The organism is Lysinibacillus sp. NPDC058147, assembly GCF_042884205.1.
Taxonomy (GTDB): Bacteria; Bacillota; Bacilli; order Bacillales_A; family Planococcaceae; genus Lysinibacillus.
Genome location: NZ_JBHVUJ010000004.1, coordinates 288254 through 303388, shown reverse-complemented (window position 1 = coordinate 303388; position 15135 = coordinate 288254). Strand labels below are relative to the sequence as shown.

The 15135-nt window shown below is 34.9% G+C and carries 16 protein-coding genes; 6 read left to right on the top strand and 10 right to left on the bottom strand.

Annotated features, from left to right (window positions below):
• Positions 1 to 702 precede the first annotated feature (702 nt).
• The gene (locus ACFVT8_RS14175; RefSeq protein ID WP_387081088.1) at positions 703 to 1524 is read left to right on the top strand and encodes a squalene/phytoene synthase family protein; all 822 of its coding nucleotides are present in this window, start codon (positions 703 to 705) and stop codon (positions 1522 to 1524) included.
• Between the two features lie 59 nt (positions 1525 to 1583).
• On the opposite strand, the gene ACFVT8_RS14170 is transcribed toward ACFVT8_RS14175, so the two are convergent.
• Complete coding sequence (locus ACFVT8_RS14170) at positions 1584 to 2072, bottom strand: metal-dependent hydrolase (RefSeq protein ID WP_387081086.1); 489 nt, start codon at positions 2070 to 2072, stop codon at positions 1584 to 1586.
• A 223-nt stretch (positions 2073 to 2295) separates the two neighbouring features.
• On the opposite strand from ACFVT8_RS14170, the gene ACFVT8_RS14165 reads away from it, so the two are divergent.
• Together ACFVT8_RS14165 and ACFVT8_RS14160 are read left to right on the top strand one after the other, a co-directional pair.
• On the top strand, positions 2296 to 3540 hold the full coding sequence (locus ACFVT8_RS14165; protein ID WP_387081084.1) for a ferredoxin reductase family protein: 1245 nt from the start codon (positions 2296 to 2298) through the stop codon (positions 3538 to 3540).
• 138 nt (positions 3541 to 3678) lie between these two features.
• Positions 3679 to 4305, top strand: a complete 627-nt coding sequence (locus tag ACFVT8_RS14160; RefSeq protein WP_387081082.1) for a nitroreductase family protein — start codon at positions 3679 to 3681, stop codon at positions 4303 to 4305.
• A gap of 211 nt (positions 4306 to 4516) precedes the next feature.
• On the opposite strand, the gene ACFVT8_RS14155 is transcribed toward ACFVT8_RS14160, so the two are convergent.
• From ACFVT8_RS14155 to ACFVT8_RS14140, 4 genes are all read right to left on the bottom strand, one after another.
• Positions 4517 to 4633: a putative holin-like toxin gene (locus ACFVT8_RS14155; RefSeq protein ID WP_387081080.1), complete on the bottom strand. Its 117-nt coding sequence runs from the start codon at positions 4631 to 4633 to the stop codon at positions 4517 to 4519.
• A 240-nt stretch (positions 4634 to 4873) separates the two neighbouring features.
• Entirely contained in the window at positions 4874 to 5101 is a 228-nt protein-coding gene (locus ACFVT8_RS14150; RefSeq protein WP_387081079.1) for a YdbC family protein, read from the bottom strand.
• A 106-nt stretch (positions 5102 to 5207) separates the two neighbouring features.
• Positions 5208 to 5531 carry a pyrophosphohydrolase domain-containing protein gene (locus tag ACFVT8_RS14145; protein WP_387081078.1) on the bottom strand — a complete coding sequence of 108 codons (324 nt, stop codon included), beginning with the start codon at positions 5529 to 5531 and terminating at the stop codon, positions 5208 to 5210.
• A 16-nt stretch (positions 5532 to 5547) separates the two neighbouring features.
• On the bottom strand, positions 5548 to 6234 hold the full coding sequence (locus ACFVT8_RS14140) for a nuclease-related domain-containing protein (RefSeq protein ID WP_387081076.1): 687 nt from the start codon (positions 6232 to 6234) through the stop codon (positions 5548 to 5550).
• Positions 6235 to 6690: 456 nt separating this feature from the next.
• Here ACFVT8_RS14140 and ACFVT8_RS14135 point away from each other — a divergent pair, with 456 nt between their 5' ends.
• Positions 6691 to 7179, top strand: coding sequence for a hypothetical protein (locus ACFVT8_RS14135; RefSeq protein ID WP_387081074.1), 489 nt, complete (start codon positions 6691 to 6693; stop codon positions 7177 to 7179).
• Positions 7180 to 7398: 219 nt separating this feature from the next.
• On the opposite strand, the gene ACFVT8_RS14130 is transcribed toward ACFVT8_RS14135, so the two are convergent.
• The 4 genes from ACFVT8_RS14130 to ACFVT8_RS14115 form a co-directional block, all read right to left on the bottom strand.
• On the bottom strand, positions 7399 to 8880 hold the full coding sequence (locus tag ACFVT8_RS14130; RefSeq protein WP_387081073.1) for a sodium:solute symporter family protein: 1482 nt from the start codon (positions 8878 to 8880) through the stop codon (positions 7399 to 7401).
• Positions 8880 to 9077, bottom strand: coding sequence for a DUF3311 domain-containing protein (locus ACFVT8_RS14125; RefSeq protein WP_387081071.1), 198 nt, complete (start codon positions 9075 to 9077; stop codon positions 8880 to 8882). The genes ACFVT8_RS14130 and ACFVT8_RS14125 overlap by 1 nt, the downstream gene beginning before the upstream one ends.
• Positions 9078 to 9175: 98 nt before the next feature.
• Positions 9176 to 10027, bottom strand: coding sequence for a nitrilase-related carbon-nitrogen hydrolase (locus tag ACFVT8_RS14120; RefSeq protein ID WP_387081069.1), 852 nt, complete (start codon positions 10025 to 10027; stop codon positions 9176 to 9178).
• An 18-nt stretch (positions 10028 to 10045) separates the two neighbouring features.
• On the bottom strand, positions 10046 to 11665 hold the full coding sequence (locus ACFVT8_RS14115) for an amidohydrolase (RefSeq protein WP_387081068.1): 1620 nt from the start codon (positions 11663 to 11665) through the stop codon (positions 10046 to 10048).
• Between the two features lie 264 nt (positions 11666 to 11929).
• On the opposite strand from ACFVT8_RS14115, the gene ACFVT8_RS14110 reads away from it, so the two are divergent.
• Complete coding sequence (locus ACFVT8_RS14110) at positions 11930 to 12259, top strand: hypothetical protein (RefSeq protein WP_387081066.1); 330 nt, start codon at positions 11930 to 11932, stop codon at positions 12257 to 12259.
• A 132-nt stretch (positions 12260 to 12391) separates the two neighbouring features.
• Here the strand turns inward: ACFVT8_RS14110 and ACFVT8_RS14105 are convergent, their stop codons facing one another.
• On the bottom strand, positions 12392 to 13471 hold the full coding sequence (locus tag ACFVT8_RS14105) for a DUF1835 domain-containing protein (RefSeq protein WP_387081065.1): 1080 nt from the start codon (positions 13469 to 13471) through the stop codon (positions 12392 to 12394).
• 200 nt (positions 13472 to 13671) lie between these two features.
• On the opposite strand from ACFVT8_RS14105, the gene ACFVT8_RS14100 reads away from it, so the two are divergent.
• Positions 13672 to 14853 (top strand): pyridoxal-phosphate-dependent aminotransferase family protein, encoded by a 1182-nt coding sequence (locus tag ACFVT8_RS14100; protein ID WP_387081063.1) that lies wholly within the window; start codon positions 13672 to 13674, stop codon positions 14851 to 14853.
• Positions 14854 to 15135: the final 282 nt, after the last annotated feature.

The following is a 15135-nucleotide window of genomic DNA, read 5'->3' as shown; positions in this document are numbered from 1 at the left end:
ATCTACAGCTACAATTGTTTACTGCGCGAAAGCGCAGCGGCAGCAACAAATGTTTTTTTTCTGTGCGAAAGCGCAGCGGCAGCAACAATTACTCGAAAAGTGAAGTTGTATCTTTGTCCTTCCTAAACTTTAACGCTGTTGAAATAAATGTGCAATAACTTAGCAAACTTTCATGAAAAAAACACGAAAAATATCAATTATTTTCTACTAATCACACGATTTTCGTCGCATTTTATAACTTCAACATTATTCTACTATAAAAACACAAAAGAAGTGAAAATGCAATGAAACTCGATGCATCATCGATTCTATAGCAATTCTAGCAGGTTGGTGTCGTTAAAACTTAAAAGTTGGGCTATAATTCCTGAAAGTGTTCCGATAAAACTATAAGTTGGATGTCATATTGTTAAATGTATGTCATCTAAACTAGTTGATTGGAGCGGATGCTGGGCGACTCCTTGGGGATCATCTGATATCCTCCAACATCTCTAGTTCGCTTTTCAATATCACTTTTACCATTGCTGCGCCCATCCCTGACGCACAATCTGTAATAATTACAAATTTGTTTTCTACCCTCTCTTTATCTTTAATCTATACCAATTGAAAATAGTTGAATATAAATTGAACAATCTGTTTTATCTTTCATCACTTTTACGATACGATATACTATAGATGTGTTACCATTTGAACGGAGGAATACAAGTGAAAGATCAAAAGAAACTTTATAAAGAAGCGATGCAAGTTTTAAAGGAAACTAGTCGCACTTTTTATATACCGATTACTTTTTTAAAAAATGATTTAAAATTGTCTGTGGCAGCCGCATATTTAGCAATGCGTGCTATAGACGAAATTGAGGATCATGAAAACCTTTCTAATGATGTGAAATTTGATTTACTTAATGCAACAAGCGAGCTATTAAAGGAATCATTTAACGCAGAAGCCTATGAAACTTTATTAGCGCCATATGCAGATCAGCTACCTGAAGTATCTCTTCGTTTAGCAGATTGGCTAACGTTTTGTCCTGAGGGCTCACGTAAAATTGTCCAAGATTCAACGAGTGAAATGGCATTTGGGATGGCGAAATGGGCAAAGGCAAACTGGCAGGTGCATACACGAGAGGATTTAGATGATTATACATACTACGTTGCAGGGCTTGTTGGGACAATGCTGTCCGAGCTTTGGGCGTGGGGTGCAGACATTCAAACAGATCGCGATTTAGCGATTGGCTATGGCCGAGGTCTCCAAGCAGTCAATATTTTACGCAATCAACATGAGGATATGGACGAGCGCGGAGTAAGTTTCGTTCCTGATGGATGGACACGTGAAGATTTATTTGCATATGCGGAGGAAAATCTCGCGAAAGCTGATCTTTATATGAAAGATATTAATAAACGAACGGTATTATTATTCTGTCGATTACCACTTGCATTAGCTCATAAAACATTAAAGGCCATGCAAGAAGGTCGTGAAAAAATGACACGAGCTGAAGTAGAACAAACAGTTGAAGAGGTACAGGGTGACTAAAAACTGTCACCTTTAAAAAGAGCCCCAGTATGAAAAATCTCGTACTGGGGCTTCTTTAATTATAAGCTCTGAATTAGCTTAACAATCACTTCATAGCTAAAAAAGACTGAAAGCATCGTTAACAACATAAATACAACCTTTTCAGCTTTACTACCCGTTTTTGTAGTAAGTGGTAAACGTATTGAAATGGATACTGGGAAAAACAGCTTAACACCCTTTTTTGTCCCCATATCAAGGAAAATATGACTTGCCATTCCTAATAAAATACCTAGCGAGATGGATTCGTAAGGTATAAATGTATGTAGTAGCATCCAAACCAAAAATAAAAAAAGTAAACTATGTGTAAACGAACGATGTCCAAACAGCGAATTCACAGTTTTTGATATGATGGGAAACTTCCTCCCAATTTTACTACCTCCATGGCAAATATCCGGAAGTAACGCACCGATAACGCCCGCTCCAACTAAAACAAGCGGATTATCATTAGAAATTTGTGCAAAAGCAAGGCTTGTCGTGATGCCCCCGATAATATGTGTATTCCCTTGCATTATTTACTTCTGCTCCTTATATCTTGATATTTTTTAACCTCCTTAATTTAACACACTCCAGCGCAAAAGGGAACATATATTCCGAACGTACAATCCCTTTTCAACACTTACTTTTTTGTAGACAAAAAAACTCTCATATAAAAATTCAAATATCAGAAACATTTCAGGTTCTCATTGTATATATAGGATAACTAGAGATAAAAATGAATATTGGAGGTTATTTATGAAATCTATCAAAGGAATTTTGTTTATCATATTAATAATGAGTAGTAGTGCTTTACTGTGGTATTTTGCTACACCTATAGAGCCTATCCAGGCAGTTAACAGGCTCAGTCATATCATTGGGGGCATGGCCATTACAGGCTTCTTTCTTGTCTTCTTGTTAGCAACAAGAATGAAAATTTTTGAGCGTTGGTTCCATGGTCTAGAAAATGTTTATATTTATCATAAATATTTAGCAATACTTTCACTAGCATTAGTGGTTATACATGGGCAATTACAAGATCTCGTTCCCCACTGGGATAAAGTGCAAAGAACTTCACTCAGCGAATTTGCGAAAGAACTAGGTTCACTTGGGCAATATGGTTTCATAGCGCTAATTGTAATTGCGCTTTTTGCTAAATTTCTAAAATATGAGCACTGGCGGATCTTTCATCGGTTAATGCTTATTCCTTATACATTTGGAATTTATCATGCCTATTTTTCAAGCAGATACGATTTATTGCAGATTACACCTTTAGGAATTTTTACAGCAATAACTACTACTATTGGATTTATGTCAGCGTTATATATGTTAACGATGTATCAGGATATGTACTTTAAATATAAAGGTAACATTACGGGCATCAAAAAATTGGGCTCTAATGTTATTGAACTGGAGCTAACACTTGATAAAAAAATACCTTATCGACATGGACAATTTATTTTTATCAAGATTTTTCAAGATGGCATAGAAAAGGCACCTCATCCCTTTTCAATTTCAGGTGGTGATGGAAAAAAAATATTCGTCACTATTAAAGCAATTGGTGATTTCACAAAAAAGGTATATGATTCAGTTCAACTGAATACACCGGTCACACTTGATGGTCCTTATGGTCATTTAAATTTTGAAAATGGCACAACGCAACAAATTTGGATAGCTGGTGGTATAGGCATTACTCCTTTTTTATCTTATTTGCAATCACAGCCTATCAATCGTGATATTGAATTATTTTACACTTATCAAGGTCAAGACAATGCTATTTATAAAGAATTTTTACAAGAGTATGCAAAAACTAATCAACAATTCAGAGTGAACTTTATTGATACTACTCAAATGGACAGGCTTTCATTTGAAAATTTCACAGTGCCAGCCCAAACAAGTATTTTTATGTGCGGCCCTGAAAAAATGCTAAAACACTTTGCCAAGCAATTGAAATTCCGCAATAAAGATATAAGTATTAACTTCGAAGCATTTAAATTTAAGTAACAATTATGCCACGGCATAATTCCGCGACACCGCTGAAAAAAGTTAATCAAAACTCTCTATTTCGAGCAGTTTACTTGGAATTCCAAAAAGAATACCGTATAGTAAAATATCATAAATATAAAGGGGATTTTATAAACGATGACTACAACTAAAAGTAATATAAATAAAGTGATGCACGATCGTAAATCTGTGCGTAAGTATGAGGCAAATTTTAAAATTCCACAAGCTGAATTAGAGGAATTACTTGTAGAGGCAACTACCGCTCCATCATCAAGTAATTTACAACCTTGGCGCTTTTTAGTGATCCAAGATGAGGCAGTAAAAAAAGAACTACGTTTAATTGCTAATAACCAGGAGCAAGTAGAAACTGCGTCTGCCATCATTGCGGTATTAGGCGATACAGAAATGTACAAAAATGTAGAGGAAGTCTATACAAAAAACTTTGAGCTTGGCTATATGGATGAAGCAACAAAAAATATGATGATTGAAAATTCATTAAAGATTTATGCAAACCTTCCTAAAGAAGTTCTTAAAAATATAGCTACATTTGATGCGGGCTTAATTTCTATGCAAATCATGCTTTTAGCAAAGGATATGGGCTATGATACAGTTACAATGGGCGGCTTCAATAAAGAGGCTTTTGCGCAACGCTTTGAATTAACAGATAATCTAGTGCCAATCGTCTTAATCGCCATCGGAAAAGCAGCATCACCAGCTTACGGCTCTTCTCGTTTAGCGCTAAATGACATTGCAAAATTCATTTAATCGCGAGATAAAGACTTTATCAATTACGACTTGGGATGCGCCAGTGAATGTAGATAAAATGTTCTTTTTAGAATAAATATGATACACTAAATATAGAATAAAAAAGACTGGATGCGTCAACATCCAGTCAAAGCAACAATCATGCCGCAACCATAGCGGCTGACCAAGTTAAAGTTGTAGAAATAGTCACCTTACTTAGCCGGCAGGGTGGCTATTTCTTTTTATTTTGAGAGACAATAATGCTAAGCATCAGTGTCAGTACTGCAATTAGCAAAAGACTACACTGTACAATCAAACTGAATGCTTCAAATACTGTCAACCGCCTCACCCCCTTTCAAAAGGGAGTTCAGCCGCCACCTGCTTTATGAATTGTTGCTATTGTTAGTCTAACAATTTTACGAAATATATTCTATGGAAAATCCTAAAAAGATTGAAAATTGCTACTTTTGTTTATACCACCTATATCGTTAGTCAGGTGAAAAGCTATACTCTACATCTATCGTTTTATGAACATGAACCCCGACTTTCTCAATAATCCTAAAACATCCCTAAAGAGTACCTCAGTACATTAATCTAAATCTGACAATTTAACTATCGACTCTTTCAAAACCTGTAATTCAGACAGTGACAATGTAACACCCTTGCCCATTTTTGTATGATCCTCCGACCAATCTCTAATATCGTATTTCGGTTCACGACCATTCCAACTAATTAAATTCAATTCTTTTTTCCAGCCTTTATTGCCCTCCGATAATACCGCAACTGTTTCAACAATTTCGTATTTAATTTCTGCCATATTCATTCCTCCTTATTTCATCTGTAATAAGAACTATATCTTGAAATAATAGGATTATCAAACGTGAAAAGTGAAAACGCATGAAATAGTTACACTCCGTTTCTTCCTACTCCTTCACCTCAATTAAATATATACCTTTCGAAAATCCTCCACGTTGAGTCTTCTTCTGAGTACGTATTTGTTCCAATTGTTCGTAGGGCACGTCGTATATTTGTATAGCTGTAAGTACTAATTCTAAAATATCCGCAAGTTCCTCAACGGCCTCTTTTGGAGAGGCTGCCTCTAGAAACTCTAATGCTTCTTCTTGCATTTTCACTTTTATTTCCTCTAAGCGTTCTCCTTGTTCTAATACTCTTATGCTATATGTTTTACCTTCTGCTTGAATTACTTGAGGAATTAAATCACGTACTAATTTATTATATATTGGCATGTTATTGTCCCCTTGATTATTTTCCATATTTCTGCTGAATCGTTTGAGTATGTTGTTTTTTGACTTCATTGGATACTTGCATTTGAGGCGCAAGTTTATTGTAAATTGCTTGAATATCTTCTTGAGAGAAAAGCTGTTTCGCAGTTTCCATTTGTGTTTGGATAAAACGCCTTAAATTTTCTCGTTTTATAACATGTACGTTTGGAGAAGTTACTACCACTTTTTTCAATGTACAGCGTTCACTAAAGACAATGACTGAATGAATTGCTTCTTTCGGAAGGCCTAAAAAATCTTGAATTGCACGGATATGCGTAGCATTTTGACGGATCGGATTGTAAAATCTATATTTTTTCTTATTCGGCATCGTTTGTGTCCATTGCTGTTGTGTTTCATTGCCAAAAATCCAACCACTATAGTTTTTTGACTCAATCACATATAGACCTGTTCGATCAATAAATAGAAGGTCTATTTCCGTTAATTCATCTGAATTTCTCTTTGGAATATATACATTTAATAATTGCCTATGACTTTGTAAGACATGCCTCTCAATAATTTTCGATGTTAAGTACTCACCATTTCTCCCTTTATTGAGTTTAACTGTAAAGAAATTATTTTTTGTCAGTTTATAATAGACACTTTTCCGATAATTTTTTTCCATGAGGTAAAAGCTTAAAACTATCAATACAAAAAAAATAATTAGCAACACAAACTCCCCTTTCTCATTACTCTTTCATACAATAATTCCCAAAACTATTATACCAATACCGAAAGGATATTTTTTACATTTTTATGTAATACTCAAAATTATTTCTTATTCTAAGTAGTCTGCACTGTTTTTTGTAACATCAATTACAAATGGCTTTTGTTAATAATTAGAGCAAATAATTGTGGCAGTGAAAAAGAATACTCTAATTTTTACGGGATTATTTTCTTTCCAATATTAGTTGACCCCACTGGGAAGAATAAAATTACTAGTTTGCCAACCTCATTTTTATCCAATCCATCTAATATCAAAAATTCACGATTAATACAATATCCACACCCGATAAAATAGTATAAATCTATCATTAACATTAAATTCCGGATATAATTTACTGTAGATTTATGACTTTAGTATTGTTATTATTATGAAGTATTTTTTTGGAAAGGAGGTTTTCATATGTACGACTCTTCATACAATGAATTCGACGGTTTAGATTTGGAATTTCTTATTATTATGTTAATTTTTATTGCATTGATAAGCATTGCAGACTATCTGATTACTTCACTTATTTATTACCAGTCATCTAAAGCAAATGGCTTTAGCAAACAAGCTTATATCGCTTGGATTCCACTTGTTGGTGTTTATAATCTTTTCTTATTAACAGCAAAGGGTAATGATGATGCATCAGTTCGTGCAGCAGCAATAAAGAATTTTATTATTTACGCTATATTAACAATTGTTTTATTTATTCCGTATTTGTTCCTGGATATAATTGGTTCAGTAGGTTTTCTTATTTTTATGTCCTACTTCACATATCGCCTCTTCTATCGTTGGACTGGCGGAACTGGGAAAGCTATACTTTATACTATTTTATCGTTCATCACATTGGGACTATTCTATGCTATTTACGGCTTAATAAAAATGAACAAACCTTTCGTTGCATAATACATATGCAAGTACAAAAACCTCTTTACACCTTTCAAAGGTATAAAGAGGTTTTCCAGTTATTAACGTAATTTTACATCTTTAGTGGCTCATGGACTTAGGAAAAGATTTCACTTTAAATCCCGAGCTTAATACATCGATTTTTTCACTCTACAAAAATCACAATCACTTACACTATTATTTTGAAAAAGAAGTTAGCATAAGTATTTTAAGTCATTTTTATGCTACAAGTGTATCAATATCGTCCTTCTTTTCCACAACTAAATGATTAGTTGCAAGGCTTACTACAATAGCTACTGCAAAGTTAATAATAACTGCAATCATTCCTGTGCTGATGTCATTAATTACATGTGGGATGTTCGGGAAAAAATCAATTAGTTTATGTGATGTAATGGCACCATAAAGTACGATTCCTACACCGGTTAAAATTCCTGCCATTGCACCGATCTTGTTAAAAATACGATTTTCATAGAAACTAAATAGGAGTGCTGGGACAAGTTGTGTTATTAAGCTGTATGACATAATGTTTAAGATTGCCAGTGCATCCCCTCCAGTAATCGTGAAGATGAATGCAACCAATATTATAGCAAACACAAACATTTTTGAAGCAAATAACTGTTGGCGATCTGTCGCCTTTGGTTTAACAAGCTTGTAAAATCCAGTCATTAATCCAATTGAAGCAGACATTAACATAACAGATGCGGGTACTAAAGCAGTTAATAACCCAGCAGCTCCGACAACTCCTACTACCCAAGGATCGAATGTTTGAATCGTTAATCGGAGTAATGATAAATCTCCTTCAGCTCCTTGTAATCCTGGAATCTCTACGATGGCTGCAAAACCAATGAAAAATGCGAATAAGAGTAATAGAGTATATAAAGGTAAGGTAATGGCATTTTTCTTCAATGCTTTTGCACTCTTAGATGATAATAATACTGAAAAGGAGTTTGGTAATAAATAGAATCCGAACGCATTTAATATAATGGTTGAGACAAACCAAGAAATACTTAATCCAGAACTAGCGAGAGTTAAGCTTTCCGGTTTTATTTTTTCTACAGCTTCAAATAGAGGTTGTACGCCTCCGAAATAATGGTATGGAATATAAATTCCTAAAAATACAATGACTCCTAAAATCATGATATCCTTTAATACAGCTGTCCAAGCAGAGCCGTGGATTCCTGAAATAGTAACATAAATTGTAATAATTATGGCACCAATAGTACTTGCCATAATGGGGCTAATCCCTCCATAGGAAGCTTCCGAAACAATAATACCTAATCCTTTTAATTGGATAACTATATATGGAATCAATGCGATAGCACCTAAAAACGATACAACTAATCCTAATATCGGACTTTTATAGTTGGATGCAAAATATTCTGGTTGAGAAATAATATGGTGATCTTTAGAATAGTTCCAAATCTTCGGTGCAATCCAATAAGATAAAACGTATGCTAAACAAATATATGCAGGTACATAAAAAGCAGCGGCCCCTTTCGAATAAGCCCAACCACTACCACCAAGGAATGTAAAAGTAGTATAAACTTCTCCTGCAATTAGCAGGAAAATAAATAATGTACCAAAGCCCTTATTACCAACAGCAAATTCATCGACATTCATTTTTTTCCCATGTGTTGCTCGGATACCAAGGAACAGAGCAATCAATGCAAATGCAAAGATAATCAGTAAAGCTATATTCATTATTCATCGCCTCCTTGGTTTTCAGGATCCAATTTATACACAATCACTAACACTATTGACGATAAAATCATCCATAAGATAATCCAGAATAGGAGAAACGGTAATCCAAGAATATAAGGCTCTATTTTATTTGCAAAGGGCAAACATAAGCACATGCCAATAAACGGTATCAACAATAACAGTTTAATGTTTTTCATATAAGCCTCCTTTGAATTTCTTTTTTATCGTACAAAAAGTAGTGTAACCCTCAGTTTAACGAGAATAAGCATGGAAATTTGGAGTTCAAAACACGAATTCATAATGTATAAATGTCTTTTCTACGGATACGATCTTTATAAGTTGTTGCAGCCCCATTTTTACGATTTTCGTAGAGGTCTTCAAGTGATAGTTCAGCTGTAACAACTGTACTTGATTTACTTGTAGTTTCTGCAATTACGCCATTTTTTGTCCAAGGTAAGTCAGCAGGTCCAATAATAGCGGTTGTCCCAAATCCATTTTGAATGGGTCCTTGGATTTTGCCAATCGTAGGGCAATGAACGACATAGAGTTGGTTTTCAATACTTCGTGCATGGGCACAATGGCGAACTCTCCAGAAACCATATTCAGAGAACGTATAAGAAGGGCAAAAAATAATATCGGCACGTTTTTGACTGTATATATGTGCAATTTCCGGAATCTCTATTTCATAGCATATGGCAATACCAAATGTTACTGGTCCAATTTTGAAAACTTCAAATTCATCTCCCTCAATAGTGTTCCAAGCAGATTCAGCAGGGAAAATATGTGTCTTCCGATGTTTTAATACATTGCCCTCTCCATCAAAGATATAGGTCGTATTATAATTTCCTTTATAGGTCGGTTCAATTGTTGAACCTGCAATAATAATCTGTCTTCGTTTCTGTGAAAGATTATTAAAAAATTCAAGGTAATCATCTAAAAAGGAACCTAATTTCTCATAATCTTTTTCTGTGAATTGATTGTAATTGTTATAAGTTGTTAGTAAAGACATCGTAAATAACTCTGGTAAGAGCACATAATCACTTGTAAGTGGCACATCATTGAATGCATGTAAAATTCGATCTTTGAAGGTAGAGAAATTATCAACTTTTTGCAATTCAAATTGACAGCTTGAAATTTTTATTGTCATAAGAGTCCCCCATCCTCATCAGTATGTTTTCGTTTTAGAGCGTTCGAAAAGAATATCGCCATCTAGTATTGTTAATTCGACTTGAATATCTTTTAATTCTTGTGGAAGGGCTTTCAATATACTTCGATCTAGTACAATCATATCTGCTAATTTACCGGGTTCTAAACTACCCTTTATATCCTCGTCAAAACTTGCATACGCACCGTTATAGGTATAAAGACGAATGGCTTCAAGAACATCTATTTTTTGTTTTTCACCAAATGCAGTTCCATTGGCAGTGAGTCGATTGACCGCTTCGTGAATTCCAATAAACGGATTGTAAGTAGTAACTGGTGAGTCTGACCCAGCAGCAGAAATAATTCCTTGATCAATAAAGTCTCGTGCAGGGTACATAAAGTCCGTACGTTCACCGTAGTTCGTTAAATAACTTTCACCAAATTCATACGGAAATGGTGGATTAGGTATTGGAATTATCTTTAACTCTTTCATTCGTTGCTGTAAATCTGGGCTAGAAATTCCAGCGTGTTCAATTCGATGTCGATGATTTTCACGGGGATTTTCTTTTAACGCGCGTTCTACAACTTTCAAATATACTTCAATTGCTTGATCACCTTGTGCATGTACAGTAATTTGATAGCCTAATTCGTGTGCTTTACCAAGTACTTCATAAATTTCATCCTCGGTGTAATATAAGATTCCATGATCGTAGGGATTGCTTGTATAACCTTCACGAGTAGCAATAGTAGGACCCGTACTACTACCATCTGTAAACAATTTAGCAGGACCCACTTTAAAGAATTCATTTCCAGTTCCAGTTAAAACTCCAGATTCCATCATATTTAATGTGAACTGCTTACAGTCACTTAAACTAGCAATCATCGCATAGACACGAATTTTCAAATCTCCTTTTTGGGAGGCTAATTGTAACATTCTGTAATTTTCTTTTGTAAACGTTCCAGCTTCATGAACGCTTGTAATGCCAACTTTTAAGAAATGTTGCTGCGCGATTTGAATGGCTTGATAAACTTCTTCATTTGAATAAGTTGCAACCTCATTAAACTGCATATAAGCATTTTCGATCAATCGTCCAGTTAGTTGACCTTTTGTATCTTTTTCAATTAAACCTCCTTGAGGATCAGGTGTTGTTTCGTCAATATCTGATAGACGTAAAGCAGCTGAATTTACAATTCCGATGTGACCACAAGTACGGGTAATGGCAATCGGGTGGTCTATCGTAATGTTGTCCAATTCTTCAAGAGTAGGATATCGTTTTTCCTTAACCGTTCGTTCATTGAAACCCCATGCGCGAATCCACTGACCCTTTGGGGTAGTAGCAGCTTTGTCTTTTAACGCAGTCAAAATGGCATCTATAGAGTCCAACCCAGGCTCTTTACAACTAATACTGAGTTGAAAAGTACCATACATGACCAGATGTAAATGAGCATCAATAATTCCAGGTAGAATTGACTTCCCTTCCAAGTCAATTACTTGTGTAGAATCACTAATTAAACCTTTAATCTCCTCATTCGAACCAACTGCTACTATTTTGTTATCAGAAATCGCTAGAGCCTCTCGGATAGAATCTTGTCCATCTACAGTTATTACTTCACCATTTAAAAAAGCAATGTTCGCTTGCATCTAAATCCTCCTCGTTATATAAATTGAATATTCAGAAAAAAGTGATTGCGTTAGTCTATTCATTTATCTTACCAAAAATAGATTGTCTTATATTTTTACAAAAGGTAATCAATTTTACTTTTTTTTAGACAAAAGGTTAAAAGTGTGTAGAATCTAAAACACGAAAAAATTATATAAATTGATTCTTCACCATCATTTTCCTGATAGTTCTAATTATTATCCTCGCAAATCGCTCAATCTTTTATCAAAATTATCACTCTTGTAATGGGTATTGCAGGTTATGTTATTAGTTCACTTATTTATTATCAGGCATCTAAAACAAATGGCTTTGATGGTCTTGCTAATATTTCTTGGATTCCTATTATTAACGTTTATAGCCTTTTCTTATTAGCAAAGGGTGATGATGACGTAACAGTTCATGCTGAAGCGAAAAAGAATGTTCTAATTTATGCAGGATTTTTACTGGTTTCGTTCATTCCATTTATTGGTTTATTCGCTTATTTAGGTGTTTTGTTTATGTTTTGTATTTCACATATCGACTCTTCTATCGTCGATCTGGCGACCTTGATAGAGCAATCCTTTATATTATTATAACGCTCATTACATTTGGACTTTTCTATTTTATCTACGGCTTAATAAAAATGAACAAACCTTTCGTTGCATAATACATATGCAAGTACAAAAACCTCTTCACACCTTTCAAAGGTGTGTAAAGAGGTTTTCCAGTTATTCACGTAATTTTACACTATAATGTCTAATGGACTTAGGAATACCTTTTATTGCAAACACTCCATTATTGACTAAAAATCTTATTCTACATTCTAAAAAGAAGACACTTGGAAGATCTTCTATTAAAGGTAATAGTTCCGCAATCACTATCCCCGTCTTTATAAAATCCTTTGCTGCTTGTTCATTATGTAGCCTTTCTATCGTCTCTATAATAAGTGGATCAAAATAATTTTCTGGAACCCCTTTTATTTCATTATTAATCCATAAGCGCAGAACATCGTTAGTTTGTGATAATGTTTCCCATTCATTTTTAAAAATAAGATGGTCCTGGATAGTCAAAGGTCTTTTTTCTTTTATGTTCACAAAAAGCTGCGCCAATTGCTGTGAACTAAGATGACTTGTCGGACAATGAGTCTTACTATGTTCTGTTGTATTAATAAGAAAAATCTCATTCGATTTATCTCGCAATAAATAGAGGAAAAAACGAAGCCCACACTGTTCATCAGCATTATTACCATACCAAATATAGATAGGAACATGTTTTGGAATATCTTCTATTTCACGTAAAGTATTTGTAAACTTATTTTGATAAACATCTTCCTGTCCATCATTAATATTTTCAAATAACCAATCATTACGGAAAGCTTGCCCTCTTTTTTTCTCCAGCTTCCATAATGGTCCAATTGAGAAGCAATCAGGGAATCCAATCACATGTTTAGGTGGTACAAGTGCTGCTCTCACTGAACCAGCAGCAGATTCAGAACTTACAATATGAACTGCCTGCGTTGTGAATCGTCGGTTTACAGATTGATGTTTCTGAATGCAGTCATTAATAATTTCTACTATATCGTTTAATTTATCGTGTTCTAGCCAGAACCCAAAACCCTCAATTGATTTACTATCTTCATGGTTGAATGTTTCAAATAGAGTATGATGCTGTAATTCATATGCCTCCCATTCATTACTATCTATCAAATCCGATACGTTTAGATAAGTAAGTGTTTTAATTTTATAGACAAAAACCATATTTGAATCCAACAAAAAATAAATAAATGGATAATTTGCTTTCGATTTCATAACTTTGCCCCCTTATAGAAAAATATTACCATATAAAAAAATTGGGGACTATTCGTTGTATTTGTTACTCCATTATGACATCTTACTTATCTATTACCTCCTTCTTTTTGAAAAAGAAGTTAGATAGTAGTAAAATATGCTATATTATAGTTAGAAAATTTAGAATTTCTAATTTTTAATTACAAAGGGGTTTGATGAGTATGTATGAAAATATTTTAAGACATCCAGGACCTACGCCAATTCCGAAAAAGGTTCAGCTTGCGATGAATCGCGATATTATTAGCCATCGTAGCAATGAATTTGTGGAGCTTTACCGTGAAACAATTGAATTAGTAAAACCTGTCTTCGGGACAAAACAGGATATTTTACTCCTCCCTTCAGGTGGTACGGCCGCTTTAGAGGCTGCTGCGGTTAACACTGTTTCTGCTGGTGAAAATGTTGTCGTAATTACTGTTGGAGCATTCGGAGACTATTTTGTTTCGATTTGTGAGAAATACGGCTTTCAAGTACATAAGCTTGAAAAAGAATGGGGACAAGCATGCACAGCTAACGAGTTACGAGAATTCTTGCAGCCGTTAAAAGATATTAAAGCTGTTTTTGTCACATACAATGAAACTTCTACAGGTATCTTAAATCCAATTGCTGAATTAGCACAAGTCGTTCGTGAGGAAACGGATGCATTATGTATTGTCGATGGTGTAAGTTGTCTAGGTGGAGCTCCTGCTGAAATGGATGCTTGGGGAATCGATATTCTTGTTACTGGATCTCAAAAAGCGATGATGTTACCTCCAGGACTTTCTCTTGTGAGCGTTAGTGATAGAGCTTGGAACGTTATTGAAGAAAATAATACACCGTCCTATTATCTAAACTTATTAAACTATCGTAGTTGGGCAGAAAAAGGAATGACTCCAAACACGCCTACTGTCACACTTATATATGGACTTCATGAAGTATGTAAACTTATAGAGGAAGAAGGCGGCTTTGAAAAGACAGTTGCCCGCCATGAACTAATGAAAAACATGGTTCGTCATGCAATGAATGCTCTTAATATTGAACTTCTCACTACTAATGAGCATGCTTCTCCTACTATTACAGCAATTATGGCACCAAAAGGGATTGCACTCGGTGACTTCTTGTCACATCTAAAACAACAATATCATTTAGATTTCGCTGGAGGACTTGGAGATTTGCAGGGGAAAATTTTCAGATTCGGCCATATGGGCTATTGCTTCCCAAGTGATATTTTACAGGCAGTTTCTTTAATGGAAGCAGCACTTCAAGACTTTGAATATGACTTTGAGCCAGGTGCAGGTGTACGGGCAGCACAGGAAGTATTTTTAACCGCTCAGCGAAAACAATGCCACGATAAAGTGAAATTTTAATCAGTGGTCTTCTGCATCCACCGGTTAGTCTTCACCAATAGGGCTTACATGGATAATTACTCTCCATTTTACTAGTTACTAATGTGGGATAAAGATTTAAACCTCCAAATCTATGCATGGATTTGGAGGTTTGTTTATTAATTTAAGTTAATTTCATCTCTGAAACAAACTTTTCGTTATGGCTCTTGGCTCTTGGCTCTTGGCTCTTGGCTCTTGGCTCTTGGCTCTTGGCTCTTGGCTCTTGGCTCTTGGCTCTTGGCTCTTGGCTCTTGGCTCTTGGCT

Coding starts and splice junctions, on each gene's coding strand:
- ACFVT8_RS14170 (WP_387081086.1), bottom strand. CDS start 2,072: ATGCAAGGGAATACACATATTATCGGGGGCATCACGACAAGCCTTGCT.
- ACFVT8_RS14165 (WP_387081084.1), top strand. CDS start 2,296: ATGAAATCTATCAAAGGAATTTTGTTTATCATATTAATAATGAGTAGT.
- ACFVT8_RS14160 (WP_387081082.1), top strand. CDS start 3,679: ATGACTACAACTAAAAGTAATATAAATAAAGTGATGCACGATCGTAAA.
- ACFVT8_RS14150 (WP_387081079.1), bottom strand. CDS start 5,101: ATGGCAGAAATTAAATACGAAATTGTTGAAACAGTTGCGGTATTATCG.
- ACFVT8_RS14145 (WP_387081078.1), bottom strand. CDS start 5,531: ATGCCAATATATAATAAATTAGTACGTGATTTAATTCCTCAAGTAATT.
- ACFVT8_RS14135 (WP_387081074.1), top strand. CDS start 6,691: ATGTACGACTCTTCATACAATGAATTCGACGGTTTAGATTTGGAATTT.
- ACFVT8_RS14130 (WP_387081073.1), bottom strand. CDS start 8,880: ATGAATATAGCTTTACTGATTATCTTTGCATTTGCATTGATTGCTCTG.
- ACFVT8_RS14125 (WP_387081071.1), bottom strand. CDS start 9,077: ATGAAAAACATTAAACTGTTATTGTTGATACCGTTTATTGGCATGTGC.
- ACFVT8_RS14120 (WP_387081069.1), bottom strand. CDS start 10,027: ATGACAATAAAAATTTCAAGCTGTCAATTTGAATTGCAAAAAGTTGAT.
- ACFVT8_RS14115 (WP_387081068.1), bottom strand. CDS start 11,665: ATGCAAGCGAACATTGCTTTTTTAAATGGTGAAGTAATAACTGTAGAT.
- ACFVT8_RS14110 (WP_387081066.1), top strand. CDS start 11,930: ATGGGTATTGCAGGTTATGTTATTAGTTCACTTATTTATTATCAGGCA.
- ACFVT8_RS14105 (WP_387081065.1), bottom strand. CDS start 13,471: ATGAAATCGAAAGCAAATTATCCATTTATTTATTTTTTGTTGGATTCA.
- ACFVT8_RS14100 (WP_387081063.1), top strand. CDS start 13,672: ATGTATGAAAATATTTTAAGACATCCAGGACCTACGCCAATTCCGAAA.